Genomic DNA, 13,900 nt, shown 5'->3' on the forward strand with positions numbered 1-13,900 from the left:
ATCCGCCAACCCATAGCAGCTGCTATGAGGCGGTGGGGGTCATGTGATGCGCCCGCAAAAACTCCCGGTACAAGCGTGCGGTTTTGGTCGGCTGCTCAACCATCGGCATGTGGCCGACACCGTCCCAGATTTCCACCCGCAGATCGGCGATGCCCTTGCTCCAGACGGGCACGCTGCTGACGTCGATCAAGCGGTCCTTGCGCCCCCACAGCAGCAGCGCCGGGCATTTGATATCGGGCAGTTTTGGCTCCATCGGCGGGCTGGCCCGGAAGTCCCTGAAGATTTCTTCCAGTTCGTCGCGCTGCTGTTCATAGCGCTGGGCGACGGCGTCCAGCACGATCCCCGGTACCCATGGCGGAGAAGCCATGGTCATGGCGTAGAAATGCTGAAACTCTTCGCGGGAATGAATCAGGAACGGGTTATGGCCGCGAGCCAGGTGGCGCTCCATGTCGCTGGGTTCCGGGGCAGTGACGCCAGCCGGATCGAGCAGCGCCAGTGAAACGATACGCTCGGGGTAATTGACCGCCAGCCATGCCGCGATGTAGCCACCCATGGAATTGCCGATCACGTGCACCTTCTCGACGCCGCAGACATCGAGCAACTGGATCAATCGTTTGGCCTGGACCGGAATGTCGTAGCCACCACCGGCCTTGAAGCCGGTTTCGCCATGGCCGGCGAGGTCGGGGATGATCACCCGGTAGTCGTTGACAAAATGCCGGGCGAAGCGCAGCCAGATATTCTTGTCGGCGCTGTAGCCGTGCAGCATCAGTATGTTGCTGGAGGCTTCGTACGGCCCGCCCTGCCAGGTCGAAACGGTCATTTCGGTGATCGGCACGATAAGCTTGTGCAACCGATACAGCCGGGCCTCCAGCGCCATGTTCAAGTCATAGAGCCAGTAACCGATGGCCGGGTAGCTCAACCAGCTCCAGGCCGCGAAAACGGCGATAGCGACAACCAACAAAAGCATCAGGCTATTCCTTTTGCAGTGATCAGGACGGAGGGTGGTTGGCGGAGCCTCTGCAGCGGCCTCCTGTTTATCGTGGTTTATCGATCCCTTACTTCATGTATAGACAAACATTGGGCACTCGCCTCATCGCGATGCCACACTATTGGAGCTACCAGCTGTCAGACCGTCATCCGGTGATGGCTATTCGCCGTTCCCCTGATAGACTTCAAACACTTTCACCCATGTGTTGTCAGGCTCGGTTCAGTAGTACAGAGGCCTCTATGGAAAAAAAGGGAGGAAAGGGACTTTCATTGGCCAGGAGGCTTTATGGGTCGCGCATCCTGGGTCTGGCCCTTGGACTATTGTGTGTCGGTGCAGGGATGTATCCACTCGACCCCGCGCCCTGGGTCTGGGTGGTGATGCTGTTCAACGGCGTCATCTGGCCGCATGTGGCCTATCAATGGGCGCGTCGGGCGAAAATTCCTTATCACGCCGAACACCGCAACATTCTGGTGGACGCGTTTCTCGGCGGTTTCTGGGTGGCCGCCATGCAGTTCAATCCGCTGCCCAGCGCAGCTACGCTGTCGATGATGGCGATGCACAACGTGGCCATCGGTGGCTTGCGTTTTCTGTTGGCGGGCGCCGTCGCGCAGATCCTCGGGATCGGCCTCGGGCTGCTGGTGTTCATGCCGGCTTTTGTCCCGCAAACCAGTCCATTTCAGCTATACGCCTGTTTACCTTTACTGTCGATTTATCCGATGTCCCTGGGCTGGGTCTGCTTCCGTCAGGCCCACACCCTCGGCCGACACAAGCGCGAGTTGCTGGCCCTGAGCCGCACCGACAGCCTGACTGGCCTGCTGAATCACGGCGCCTGGAAAGACCAGCTGGACATCGAGTTTCAGCGTTGCCGGCGCCAGCAGAAGGGCGGGGCGATTGCGTTGATCGACATCGATCATTTCAAGACCATCAACGACACCTACGGCCATGTCGCCGGGGACATCGTCTTGCGTCAGCTGAGCAAAATCCTCAAGCAGAACCTGCGTGCCGCCGATGTCGCCGGACGCTATGGCGGCGACGAATTCTGCGTGCTGCTGCCGGACCTGCCGCTGGAGCGCGCCGCCGTGGCGATGGATGCGCTGCGTGCTCGTTTCGCCACGTTGGGTTACGAGCAGAACCCGGCGCTGAAGGTCAGCTTGAGCATCGGCCTGGCGGCCTTCAACCCGGACCATGACGACGCGACCCTGTGGCTCAACGACGCCGATCAGGCGCTCTACGAAGCCAAGACCACCGGGCGTAACCGCGTCATCTGCCATGGCGACGGCAAGCCGCGTAAAGAGTTGCTTGATTCTGTGTAACCCAATAACCACACAAGCCCGCACACAGGGGATGTGCGGTGAATCAAATCTGTATGTGTCGCATCCGGTGTAGAGCCTTGCGTCGTAGTCAGGTAGGGTCTAAAGACCCCGACACGAAACAAGGATCGATTCATGACGTTCAAGCTCCCGCGTTCCTTCCTGGCCACCAGTCTTGGCCTGACCCTCGCCCTCGGCGCCTTCACCCCCGCAGCCTTCGCCGAACCCCACAAACAAGTCCTCGCCGATGCAGAACAGTACAAGGCTGAAGCCCTGAAACTGCTGGAACGGCTGGTGAACATCGACTCCGGCTCCGGCTATGAACCGGGCCTGACCCAGGTGAGTGACATCGCCATCGAAGAGTTGAAGAAACTGGGTGCCACCATCGAACTGGTGCCCAACACCCCGGACGAGAGCAACCATGTGCTGGCTACCCTCAAAGGCACCGGCAAGGCGAAGATCCTGCTGATGGCGCACATGGACACTGTGTTCAAGGAAGGCTCCGCCGCCGAGCGCCCGTTCCACATCAAGGACGGCCGCGCCTATGGGCCGGGCGTGATGGACGACAAGGGCGGCATCGTCGCCGGGATCTACGCGCTGAAAGTCCTCAAGAACCTCGACTTCAAGGACTACGCGCAGATCACCTTCCTGCTCGATGCCAGTGAGGAAACCGGCTCGGACGTCGCTACTGACCTGATCAAGAAAACCGCCAAGGCCCACGACGTGACCCTCAACCTCGAACCGGGTCGCCCGGCCGATGGCCTGGTGGTCTGGCGCAAAGGCAGTGCTACCGCCGTGGTCGAGGTCAAAGGCAAGGCTGCGCATGCGGGCGTTGCCCCGGAATTGGGGCGTAACGCTGCCATGGAAGCCGCGCACCAGATTCTGCAACTCGGCAAACTGGGCGATGAAGCGAAGAAAACCACCATCAACTTCACCGTGCTCAAGGCCGGTGACCGCACCAACGTGATTCCGGATCAGGCTACGGCCAAGGCTGATGTGCGGGCGGCGGTGCCGGAGGAATTCGACCGGATCGAAAAGGACCTGGCGCGGGTGTCGAAGGACAAACTGATTGCCGATACGCAAGTCACCACCAGCCTCAAGCGCGGCTTGCCACCGATGCCGCAAACGGCGGAATCGGATCGCTTGATGGCCATGGCCCAGGGCATTTACGGCGAAATTGGCCGCAAGTTGACGGAAGAAGGCAGCGGCGGGGCGGCAGATGCGAGTTTGTCCGCGGGTGTTGGTACGCCGACGCTGGACGGGTTCGGGATTGTCGGCGGCAATATCCATACGCCTGAGGAGTACGCCGAGGTCGAAAGCGTGGCGCCGCGGATTTATTTGCTGTCGCGGATGATTATGGAATTGGCCAAGCGGTAATCGGCCAGATCGTCAGGGCCCTGTGGTGAGCATTGCCCAATGCGGAACCCGCTCCCACAGGGATTTTCAGTGTTTCGGCTTACTGCGTATTGCCTACTCGATCGGTGTATCGACAAACACCTCAAGCCCCTCGGCATACGCCGTAAACGCGTTGATCAGTGGAAACTGCTTGGCCTCCACCTGATCCGGCACCACCAGGTTGGTAAAGCTCCAGGCCACCGCCAAGCTAATCCCGTCCTGCGCAATCGAGCCGTCGGTCTTCAGCGGCTGTTTTTCCAGCTCCCGCTCCAGCGCCGAATACGCCGCCGCCAATTGCCCTTCGACCCGTTCCACCCAAGGCGCGTACTGAATTTCCGCTGGCCGCAGGTTGCGTTCGTAGTAAAGCTGTACCGACTTCTCGCACGCCGCCAATGCCAGGCCGATCAGCCGCAGCGAGCGCAAGCGTTGAACCGGATTGTCGGATATCAGGCTTTTACCCGGAGCGGCCAAGGCTTCGAGGTAATCGATGATCAGCGTTGAATCCATCAACACCTCACCGTCATCCAGCACCAGCGTCGGCGCCTTCACCACCGGGTTGATCTGCTGGAACTGCTCGAAGTGCCTGAACACCGAAACCGACGCGTGTTCCAGCGGGATGCCCAGGCATTTGGCGGAAATGGCGACGCGCCGCACGTAGGGCGAATCCAGCATGCCGATCAGTTTCATTGAGCCTCTCCTTACAGACGGTCCTTGGGGAGGGACAACCTTAGCCGAGGTTCAGCGACCTGCAAGCGGTTTCGCGCTAATCCTCAGGCCTATCGTTCATCCTCGAAGGCTAATCCTCAAAGCCTGCCTGTTCATGAATCTCATCGACCTTCAATTCCAGTCGATAAGCCACGGCGATGAACAGCGCCTGGCACAGGCACAGGGTGGCACTCAATGAACGGAAGGCAAACGAACTGCCCTCGTTGACCAGCAGCACGGTGTTGGCGCGCTTGGCCAATGGCGAGAGGTTGCTGTCGGTGATGATCAGGGTTTTCGCCTGATGGTGCTGGGCGATGCGCAGGCAGTGCTGGGTTTCCTTGCCATAGGGCGTGAAGCTGATGGCGATCACCAGGTCGTTGGCGCGCACGCTGCGCATCTGCTCGCGGTAGCTGCCGCCAAGGCCCGACACCAGGTGGATGCGCTTGTTGGTGTGTTGCAGGTTGTAGACCAGGTAATCGGCCACCGCAAACGAGCGACGCACCCCGACCACGTAGATGTTATCGGCATTCACCACCAGGTCTACGGCCTTGTCGAAGGCCTGGTCATCGAGTTCCAGCCCCAAACGCTCGATACCCGACAGGGTGGCGTTGATGCATTCGCGCGCCAGGTCGCCGCCGCTGGCCTTCTGCGACTTGTTGGCGATCATGCTGCGGATGCGTTGCTGGTAGTTCTGCACCGGCGTGGTCTTGTGGGTGTAGGCCTCGCGAAACAGCGCCTGCATTTCACTGAACCCGCTGAAGCCGAAGCGCTGGGAAAAGCGCACGATGGCCGACGGGTGCACTTCGCATTCGCGGGCGATGTCGCTGATGCGGTCGACCATGATCCGGTCGCTCTGCTGGCTCATGTAGCTGGCGATGCGTTTGAGCTGGCGCGGCAGACTTTCGTACTCCTCGGTGATCAGCTGCAACAGACGCTCGGCATTGATCGGAGGGCTGGCGAGATCGCTGTCGGGCGAGCTCTCGGTCGTAGCCGGCTGATCGGTGCGGGACATAAGAAATCCTTCTGGCTTGTTCTTATAGGGATGACGGTTCTCGTCATCCCCTGACAATAGGTTGGCTGTGCGCAGTCTACAGGGTAGGCCGGAATAAAATCTTGAGCTTGCAATCGGCCTGGGGTCTGCTGAAACGATGCACGGTGTCTGGAACGCTTGTATCAAAGTTTATTGGAAAAAATATTCCACGTAAAAAATATATAGAATAAATATTGATTGTTCGGCCCCGGTCGTTTTAGTCTGCATCCACCAAGAGTGTTCGGCGCCTTCATCGCCCCGAACGCAGGCTGATAAAAATAACAGGAGCCAGCATGGGCCAGACTCGTTTTGCCAGTGGGCGTCAATTGGATCTGATTTGCCTCGGACGCCTTGGCGTCGATCTTTATGCGCAACAAGTCGGGGCGCGGCTGGAGGATGTGAGCAGCTTCGCCAAGTACCTGGGCGGTTCGTCCGCCAACATCGCCTTCGGCACCGCGCGGCTGGGGCTGAAGTCGGCGATGTTGAGCCGGGTAGGGGACGACCACATGGGCCGTTTCCTCGTTGAATCCCTGGTCCGTGAAGGCTGCGACGTCAGCGGCATCAAGGTCGATCCGGAACGCCTGACCGCCATGGTCCTGCTGGGCCTCAAGGATCGCGAAACCTTTCCCCTGGTGTTCTACCGCGAAAACTGCGCCGACATGGCGTTGCGCGCCGAAGACATCAGCGAAGCCTTTATCGCTTCCAGCAAAGCCCTGCTGATCACCGGCACCCATTTCTCCACCGACGGCGTCTACAAGGCGAGCATTCAGGCGCTGGACTATGCCGAAAAGCATAACGTCAAACGGGTGCTGGACATCGACTACCGCCCGGTGCTCTGGGGTCTGGCCGGCAAGGCAGACGGCGAAACCCGTTTCGTCGCCGACCAGAACGTCAGCCAGCACGTGCAGAAAATCCTCCCGCGTTTCGACCTGATCGTCGGCACTGAAGAAGAATTCCTGATCGCCGGCGGCGCCGAGGATCTGCTCACCGCGCTGCGCAATGTCCGGCGCCTGAGCGCGGCAACCCTGGTGGTCAAGCTCGGCCCGCAAGGTTGCACGGTGATTCATGGGGCGATCCCGGCGCGTCTCGAAGACGGCGCGATCTATCCCGGTGTGCGCGTCGAAGTGCTGAATGTGCTGGGGGCCGGCGATGCCTTCATGTCGGGTTTCCTCAGTGGCTGGCTGGAGGACGCCAGCGACGAGCGCTGCTGCCAGTTGGCCAATGCCTGCGGCGGTCTGGTGGTGTCGCGCCATGCCTGCGCCCCGGCGATGCCGACCCGCGCCGAACTCGATTACCTGTTCAACAGCCCGGTGCCGATCACCCGGCCGGATCAGGACGTGACATTGCAGCGTCTGCATCAGGTCAGCGTGCCGCGTAAACAGTGGAAGCAACTGTTCATTTTTGCCTTCGATCATCGCGGGCAACTGGTAGAGCTGGCCCACAAGGGCGGGCGCGACCTGAGCGCCATCTGCGAGCTCAAACAACTCTTTATCAAAGCCGTGGAACGGGTCGAGGCGGATTTGCGTGAGCAGGGCGTCGACGCCGATGTCGGCTTGCTGGCCGATCAACGTTTCGGCCAGGACTCGCTGAACACCGCCACCGGTCGCGGCTGGTGGGTGGCGCGGCCAGTGGAAGTGCAGGGTTCGCGGCCATTGGCGTTCGAACACGGGCGCTCGATCGGCAGCAACCTGATCGCGTGGCCGCAAGAACAGATCATCAAATGCCTGGTGCAATTCCATCCCGACGACGAGCCATTGCTGCGTCTGGAGCAGGAAGCGCAGATCAAGGGCCTGTATCAGGCCTCGCAAGTCAGCGGGCATGAATTGCTGCTGGAGATCATTCCGCCCAAGGATCACCCATCACCGCATCCGGACGTGCTCTATCGCGCCCTCAAACGCCTCTACAACCTGGGCATCTACCCGGCGTGGTGGAAGATCGAAGCGCAAAGCGCCGAGGAGTGGAAACAACTCGACGAGCTGATCCAGGAACGCGACCCGTATTGCCGTGGCGTGGTGCTGCTGGGCCTGAATGCCCCGGCGGCGACCCTGGCCGAAGGGTTCCAACAGGCCAGCCAGAGCCAGACCTGCCGTGGTTTCGCCGTGGGCCGGACGATCTTCCAGGAACCGAGCCGCGCGTGGCTGGCCGGTGAAATCGACGACGAAGCGCTGATTCGCCAGGTGCAGGGCACCTTCGTCGAACTGATCGATGCCTGGCGCACGGCCCGAGCCTGAACAAAGTCATGTGGTCGATTGGGCTTTTTGTGGCGAGGGGGCTTGCCCCCGTTCGAGTGCGTAGCACTCGCTATTTTGGGACCGCTTCGCGCTCCAACGGGGGCAAGCCCCCTCGCCACAAGAGCGCCACTGGCCACAGGTTATCGGTTGAACATTTTTGAGAAAACAATAAAAGGTGCAGCCATGCCCGCTATCCGAATTGGCATCAACCCGATCTCCTGGAGCAACGACGACCTGCCGTCCCTCGGTGGCGAGACGCCGTTGAGCACCGCCCTCAGCGAAGGCAAGGACATCGGCTACGAAGGCTTCGAACTCAACGGCAAATTCCCCAAGGATGCCAAGGGCGTCGGCGATGTATTGCGCCCGTATGACCTGGCGCTGGTGTCCGGTTGGTATTCCAGTCGTCTGGCCCGCCGTTCCGTGGCCGAGGAAATCGACGCCATCGGCAGCCATGTCGAGCTGCTGGCGAAGAACGGCGCCAAGGTGTTGGTCTATGGCGAAGTCGCCGACTCCATTCAAGGCCAGCGCATTCCACTGGTCGAGCGCCCACGTTTCCACACCGAGCAGGCCTGGCAAGAATATGCCGACAAACTCACCGAACTGGCGCGCTTCACCCTGTCCCAGGGCGTGCGTCTGGCCTATCACCATCATATGGGGGCCTACGTCGAATCCCCGGCCGACATCGACAAACTGATGGCGTTGACCGGCAGCGAAGTCGGCCTGCTGTTCGATTCGGGTCACTGCTACATGGGCGGCGGCGAACCGCTGCAGGTGCTGTGCAAACACATCGAACGGGTCTGCCACGTGCATTTCAAGGATGTGCGCAAACCGGTGGTGCAACTGTCGCGCAACAACCTTTGGAGCTTTCCGGACTGCATCATCAACGGCACCTTCACCGTGCCTGGCGATGGCGACATCGACTTCGGCGCCTTGCTCGACGTGCTACTGGGCGCCGATTACCACGGCTGGCTGGTGGTGGAAGCTGAGCAGGATCCGGCGGTGGCACCGAGTTACGTCTACGCCAAAAAAGGCTACGACACCTTGCGTGCCTTGCTCGACGAGAGGACCGCGCGATGAGCCTGTTGGTCAAGAGCAATGCCCGCGGCCGGACCATGGTCGAGCTGGGTCAGGGTGAGTTGGAATACGTCGGTTTTGCCGCTTACCGCCTGAGTCTTGGCGAAACCCTTCCGGTCAGCGCGGGCGACAAGGAATTGTGCCTGGTGCTGCTCAGCGGTCGGGTCGGCATCAAGGGTGAAGCACCGGGGCAGGGCGCGTTCGACTGGGACAACATCGGCGATCGCCAGTCGGTGTTCGAAGACAAATCACCGTTCGCCGTGTATTTGCCTCCCGGCAGTCAGGCCCAGGTGGTGGCGTTGAGCGACGTGCAAATCGCCGTGTGCGCGGCGCCCGGTTCGACCGCCGAAAACCTCGGCGCGCGGCTGATCAAACCCGACAGCATGAAACGCAGCGTGCGCGGCAAGGGTGCCAACACCCGTTATGTCTGCGACATTTTGCCGGACACCGAGCCCGCCCATTCGCTGCTGGTGGTGGAAGTGCGTACGCCGTCCGGTCACTCGTCGAGCTACCCACCGCACAAGCACGACACCGACGATCTGCCGCACCAGAGCTTTCTCGAAGAAACCTATTACCACCAGATCAACCCGCCCCAGGGCTTCGTGTTCCAGCGGGTCTACACCGACGATCGCAGTATCGATCAGGCCATGGCGGTGGAAAACAGCGACCTGGTGGTGGTGCCCAAGGGTTATCACCCGGTCAGCGTGCCCTACGGCTATGAGTCGTATTACCTGAATGTGATGGCCGGCCCGAAACGCGTCTGGCAGTTCCATAACGATCCGCAGCACAGCTGGCTTCTGGATCTCTGAATTACAACGCCTGAATTCAAACATTCGAACGGAGAACAAGAATAATGAGCGACGCCCCGGTCATAGGCCATTACATCGACGGTCAGCTGCAGGACAGTGGTAGCGAGCGGTTCAGCAATGTCTTCAATCCGGCCACCGGCAGCGTTCAGGCGCGGGTCGGGCTGGCCAGCCAGAAGACTGTGGATGAGGCCGTCGCTTCGGCCATGAAGGCGTTCCCGGCCTGGGCCGAGCAATCGTCCCTGCGCCGTTCGCGGGTGATGTTCAAGTTCAAGGAATTGCTCGATCGCCATCACAACGAACTGGCCGAAATCATCAGCCGCGAACACGGCAAGGTGTTCTCCGACGCCAAGGGCGAAGTGACCCGTGGCATCGAAATCGTCGAATACGCCTGCGGTGCGCCGAACCTGCTGAAAACCGATTTCAGCGACAACATCGGCGGTGGCATCGACAACTGGAACCTGCGCCAGCCATTGGGCGTCTGCGCGGGCGTTACGCCGTTCAACTTCCCGGTGATGGTGCCGCTGTGGATGATCCCGTTGGCGCTGGTCACCGGCAACTGCTTCATCCTCAAACCGTCTGAGCGTGATCCATCCGCCAGTTTGTTGATGGCTCGTTTGCTCACCGAAGCCGGGTTGCCGGACGGTGTGTTCAACGTGGTCCAGGGCGACAAGGCGGCGGTCGATGCCTTGCTGCAACACCCGGACATCGAGGCGATTTCCTTTGTTGGCTCGACGCCGATTGCCGAGTACATCCACCAGCAAGCCACCTCGCGCGGCAAACGCGTACAGGCGCTGGGCGGTGCGAAGAACCACATGATCGTCATGCCCGATGCCGATCTGGATCAGGCGGCGGACGCGCTGATCGGCGCGGCGTACGGCTCGGCCGGTGAGCGCTGCATGGCGATTTCGATTGCCGTGGCCGTCGGTGATGTCGGTGACCAGTTGATTGCCAAACTGTTGCCGCGTATCGATCAACTGAAGGTCGGCAATGGCATGCAGGGCGACAGCGACATGGGGCCGCTGGTGACCGCCGAACACAAGGCCAAGGTCGAGGGCTTTATTGGCGAAGGCGTGGCCCAGGGCGCACAACTGATTGTCGACGGGCGCAACTTTAAGGTGCCAGGCGCCGAGAACGGCTTCTTCGTCGGCGCGACGCTGTTCGACAAGGTCACGACCGAGATGAGCATTTACCAGCAAGAGATCTTCGGCCCGGTGCTGGGCATCGTGCGCGTACCGGATTTCGCCAGCGCCGTGGCGCTGATCAACGCCCATGAATTCGGCAACGGCGTGTCCTGCTTCACCAGCGATGGCGGCATTGCCCGTTCGTTTGCCCGCAGCATCAAGGTCGGCATGGTCGGCATCAACGTACCGATTCCGGTGCCCATGGCCTGGCACTCGTTCGGTGGCTGGAAGCGCTCGCTGTTCGGTGATCACCACGCGTATGGCGAAGAAGGCATTCGCTTCTACAGCCGCTACAAAAGCGTGATGCAGCGTTGGCCCGACAGCATTGCCAAAGGCCCTGAATTCAGCATGCCGACAGCCAAATAATTCACGTGTGCGGAGAACAACAAAAAATGAGCAAACCCCTGCGTTTCGCCTTGAACCGTATGGTCGCCCCACGTCTGTCCCTGCCGGCGTTCATCGAGTTGGCGGTGACCCTCAAGGCCGAGGCCATCGAGATTCGCAACGACCTCAAAGGCGTCGAGATCGAGGATGGCACCGCACCCGAACACGTCCGTGAGCTGTGCGCGGCCAAAGGCATCACTGTGCTGTCGATCAACGCGCTGTATCCGTTCGATGTCTGGAATGACGAGCGCCGCGCACACGCCCTGAAGCTTGCCGCTTATGCCCGTGACTGTGGCGCACGGGGCTTGGTGATGTGCCCATTGAACGACCGCGCCGATCCACGAACCGAAGCGCAGCGTGCGTCTGGCCTGCGCACGGCGCTGAGTGAACTGGCACCGATCCTGCGCGATCACGGCATTCTCGGCTTCATCGAACCGCTGGGTTTCGAAGAATGCTCGCTGCGGCGCAAACGCACGGCAGTCGATGCGATCAAGGCCATCGGAGGGCTGGATGTGTTTCGTCTGGTGCATGACACCTTCCACCATCACCTGGCCAGCGAGCATGAATTCTTCCCTGAACTGACCGGGTTGGTGCACATCTCCGGCGTCGAAGATGCCGAGGCGCCACTGGCGACCATTCGTGACGGCCATCGGGTGCTGGTGGGCGAGGGCGACATCCTCGGCAATGCGGCGCAGATCGACACCTTGCTCAGTAGCGGCTATAGCGGCTACCTGTCGTTCGAACCGTTTGCCGACAGCGTCCATGACCTGGCGGATATCCAGACGGCGATCGGCGCGAGCATGGATCACCTGCAGAAATCCCTGAGCTGACATCGGATTCGCATACGGAAAAGGTGCAAGCATGACCACAACAAGACTGACCATGGCCCAGGCCCTGGTGAAATTCCTCGATAACCAGTACATCGAGGTCGATGGGGTTCAGAGCAAATTCGTCGCTGGGATCTTTACCATTTTTGGCCACGGCAATGTGCTGGGGCTGGGGCAAGCCCTGGAACAGGACAGCGGCGACCTGATCGTCCATCAGGGCCGCAACGAACAAGGCATGGCCCACGCGGCCATTGGTTTTGCCAAGCAACACCTGCGGCGCAAGATCTACGCCTGTTCTTCATCGGTGGGCCCGGGCGCGGCGAACATGCTGACTGCTGCCGCGACGGCCACCGCCAACCGTATTCCCTTGCTGCTGTTGCCCGGCGACGTCTACGCCTGCCGCCAACCAGACCCGGTGCTGCAACAGATCGAGCAGTTCCACGACCTGAGCATCAGCACCAACGATGCGTTCAAGGCCGTGAGCAAATACTGGGACCGGATCAACCGTCCCGAGCAACTGATGACCGCGGCGATCCACGCCATGCGCGTGCTCACCGACCCCGCCGAAACCGGCGCCGTCACCCTGGCCTTGCCGCAAGACGTGCAGGCCGAGGCGTACGACTACCCTGATTACTTCCTGCAAAAACGCGTGCACCGCATCGAGCGCCGTCCGGCCACCGAAGCGATGCTCGGCGATGCCGTGGCGCTGTTCAAAGGCAAGCGCAAACCGCTGATCATCTGCGGCGGCGGGGTCAAGTATTCCGGTGCCAATGCAGCGTTGCAGGCCTTTGCCGAGCGCTTCGATATTCCTTTCGCCGAAACCCAGGCCGGCAAGAGCGCGGTGGTGTCGAGCCATCCACTGAACGTCGGGGGGATCGGCGAAACCGGTTGCCTGGCGGCGAACCTGTTGGCCAAGGACGCTGATTTGATCATAGGCGTCGGCACCCGCTACAGCGATTTCACCACCGCGTCGAAATCCTTGTTCAAACACCCGGATGTGCAATTTCTCAACCTCAACATCAGCCCTTGCGACGCCCTGAAACTCGATGGCGTGCAACTGCTGGCGGACGCCAGAACCGGCTTGAACGCCTTGGCCGCTGTGTTGGGCGACTATCGCTCCGGCTGGGGCGATCAACCCCGACAGGCCCGGGCGCAGCTGGACGAGGAAGTCGACCGAATCTATCAGGTCGAATACCAGACTCAAGACTTCGTCCCGGAAATCAACGATCACCTGGACCCGGCGGTGCTGCGCGAATTCATCGAGCTGACCGGTTCCTGCCTGACCCAGAGCCGGGTGCTCGGTGTGCTCAATGAAACCCTGGCCGATGATGCGGTGATCGTCGCCGCCGCCGGCAGTCTGCCCGGCGACTTGCAGCGCAGCTGGCGCAGCAAGGGCGTGAACACCTACCACGTCGAATACGGTTATTCGTGCATGGGTTATGAGGTGAACGCCGCACTGGGGGTGAAGCTCGCCGAGCCTGAGCGCGAGGTCTATGCGCTGGTGGGCGACGGCTCCTACATGATGCTGCACTCGGAGCTGGCAACCTCGATCCAGGAGCGCCGCAAGATCAACGTGGTGTTGCTGGACAACATGACCTTCGGCTGCATCAACAACCTGCAAATGGAACACGGCATGGACAGCTTCGGTACCGAGTTCCGTTTCCGCGATCCTGAAACCGGCAAGCTCGATGGCGGTTTCGTGCCGGTGGATTTCGCCATGAGCGCGGCGGCTTACGGCTGCAAGACCTACAAGGTGAACACGGTTGAAGAGCTGCGAGCTGCGTTGGCGGATGCGCGGTTGCAGACGGTGTCGACGCTGATCGACATCAAGGTCCTGCCCAAAACCATGATTCACAAATACCTGTCATGGTGGCGGGTCGGCGTGGCGCAAGTCTCCACCAGCGCGCGCACCGATGCGGTGGCCAAGACCCTCAACGAACGATTGGCCAAGGCCCGTCAATACTGA

General features: G+C 60.8%; 11 protein-coding genes. 8 read left to right on the forward strand and 3 right to left on the reverse strand.

What is annotated here, in order from left to right:
- Window positions 1–22: 22 nt before the first annotated feature.
- Window positions 23–967: an alpha/beta fold hydrolase gene (locus tag AF70_RS11430; protein WP_018928038.1), complete on the reverse strand. Its 945-nt coding sequence runs from the start codon at window positions 965–967 to the stop codon at window positions 23–25.
- A gap of 260 nt (window positions 968–1,227) precedes the next feature.
- On the opposite strand from AF70_RS11430, the gene AF70_RS11435 reads away from it, so the two are divergent.
- Both AF70_RS11435 and AF70_RS11440 read left to right on the forward strand, forming a co-directional pair.
- Window positions 1,228–2,301 carry a diguanylate cyclase gene (locus AF70_RS11435; protein WP_028941035.1) on the forward strand — a complete coding sequence of 358 codons (1,074 nt, stop codon included), beginning with the start codon at window positions 1,228–1,230 and terminating at the stop codon, window positions 2,299–2,301.
- A gap of 132 nt (window positions 2,302–2,433) precedes the next feature.
- Window positions 2,434–3,675: a M20/M25/M40 family metallo-hydrolase gene (locus AF70_RS11440; protein WP_028941034.1), complete on the forward strand. Its 1,242-nt coding sequence runs from the start codon at window positions 2,434–2,436 to the stop codon at window positions 3,673–3,675.
- Window positions 3,676–3,768: 93 nt separating this feature from the next.
- Here AF70_RS11440 and AF70_RS11445 read toward each other — a convergent pair whose 3' ends face one another.
- On the reverse strand, window positions 3,769–4,380 hold the full coding sequence (locus AF70_RS11445) for a glutathione S-transferase (protein WP_028941033.1): 612 nt from the start codon (window positions 4,378–4,380) through the stop codon (window positions 3,769–3,771).
- Between the two features lie 109 nt (window positions 4,381–4,489).
- The gene (locus AF70_RS11450) at window positions 4,490–5,410 is read right to left on the reverse strand and encodes a MurR/RpiR family transcriptional regulator (RefSeq protein WP_007939390.1); all 921 of its coding nucleotides are present in this window, start codon (window positions 5,408–5,410) and stop codon (window positions 4,490–4,492) included.
- Window positions 5,411–5,721: 311 nt separating this feature from the next.
- On the opposite strand from AF70_RS11450, the gene iolC reads away from it, so the two are divergent.
- The 6 genes from iolC (at window position 5,722) to iolD (ending at window position 13,900) form a co-directional block, all read left to right on the forward strand.
- Complete coding sequence (gene iolC / locus AF70_RS11455; protein ID WP_019582694.1) at window positions 5,722–7,659, forward strand: 5-dehydro-2-deoxygluconokinase; 1,938 nt, start codon at window positions 5,722–5,724, stop codon at window positions 7,657–7,659.
- Window positions 7,660–7,842: 183 nt separating this feature from the next.
- Window positions 7,843–8,736, forward strand: coding sequence for a myo-inosose-2 dehydratase (gene iolE / locus AF70_RS11460; RefSeq protein ID WP_018928033.1), 894 nt, complete (start codon window positions 7,843–7,845; stop codon window positions 8,734–8,736).
- Window positions 8,733–9,542, forward strand: a complete 810-nt coding sequence (gene iolB, locus AF70_RS11465) for a 5-deoxy-glucuronate isomerase (RefSeq protein ID WP_019582693.1) — start codon at window positions 8,733–8,735, stop codon at window positions 9,540–9,542. The genes iolE and iolB overlap by 4 nt, the downstream gene beginning before the upstream one ends.
- 44 nt (window positions 9,543–9,586) lie before the next feature.
- Window positions 9,587–11,089 carry a CoA-acylating methylmalonate-semialdehyde dehydrogenase gene (locus AF70_RS11470; protein ID WP_019582692.1) on the forward strand — a complete coding sequence of 501 codons (1,503 nt, stop codon included), beginning with the start codon at window positions 9,587–9,589 and terminating at the stop codon, window positions 11,087–11,089.
- 26 nt (window positions 11,090–11,115) lie between these two features.
- Window positions 11,116–11,937, forward strand: coding sequence for a TIM barrel protein (locus tag AF70_RS11475; protein WP_019582691.1), 822 nt, complete (start codon window positions 11,116–11,118; stop codon window positions 11,935–11,937).
- 31 nt (window positions 11,938–11,968) lie between these two features.
- Window positions 11,969–13,900 (forward strand): 3D-(3,5/4)-trihydroxycyclohexane-1,2-dione acylhydrolase (decyclizing), encoded by a 1,932-nt coding sequence (gene iolD / locus AF70_RS11480; RefSeq protein WP_028941032.1) that lies wholly within the window; start codon window positions 11,969–11,971, stop codon window positions 13,898–13,900.

This window comes from Pseudomonas sp. KD5 (assembly GCF_012932895.1).
Classification (GTDB): domain Bacteria; phylum Pseudomonadota; class Gammaproteobacteria; order Pseudomonadales; family Pseudomonadaceae; genus Aquipseudomonas.

Coding starts and splice junctions, on each gene's coding strand:
- AF70_RS11445 (WP_028941033.1), bottom strand. CDS start 4,380: ATGAAACTGATCGGCATGCTGGATTCGCCCTACGTGCGGCGCGTCGCC.
- AF70_RS11475 (WP_019582691.1), top strand. CDS start 11,116: ATGAGCAAACCCCTGCGTTTCGCCTTGAACCGTATGGTCGCCCCACGT.
- AF70_RS11435 (WP_028941035.1), top strand. CDS start 1,228: ATGGAAAAAAAGGGAGGAAAGGGACTTTCATTGGCCAGGAGGCTTTAT.
- iolC (WP_019582694.1), top strand. CDS start 5,722: ATGGGCCAGACTCGTTTTGCCAGTGGGCGTCAATTGGATCTGATTTGC.
- AF70_RS11430 (WP_018928038.1), bottom strand. CDS start 967: ATGCTTTTGTTGGTTGTCGCTATCGCCGTTTTCGCGGCCTGGAGCTGG.
- AF70_RS11450 (WP_007939390.1), bottom strand. CDS start 5,410: ATGTCCCGCACCGATCAGCCGGCTACGACCGAGAGCTCGCCCGACAGC.
- iolE (WP_018928033.1), top strand. CDS start 7,843: ATGCCCGCTATCCGAATTGGCATCAACCCGATCTCCTGGAGCAACGAC.
- AF70_RS11470 (WP_019582692.1), top strand. CDS start 9,587: ATGAGCGACGCCCCGGTCATAGGCCATTACATCGACGGTCAGCTGCAG.
- iolD (WP_028941032.1), top strand. CDS start 11,969: ATGACCACAACAAGACTGACCATGGCCCAGGCCCTGGTGAAATTCCTC.
- iolB (WP_019582693.1), top strand. CDS start 8,733: ATGAGCCTGTTGGTCAAGAGCAATGCCCGCGGCCGGACCATGGTCGAG.
- AF70_RS11440 (WP_028941034.1), top strand. CDS start 2,434: ATGACGTTCAAGCTCCCGCGTTCCTTCCTGGCCACCAGTCTTGGCCTG.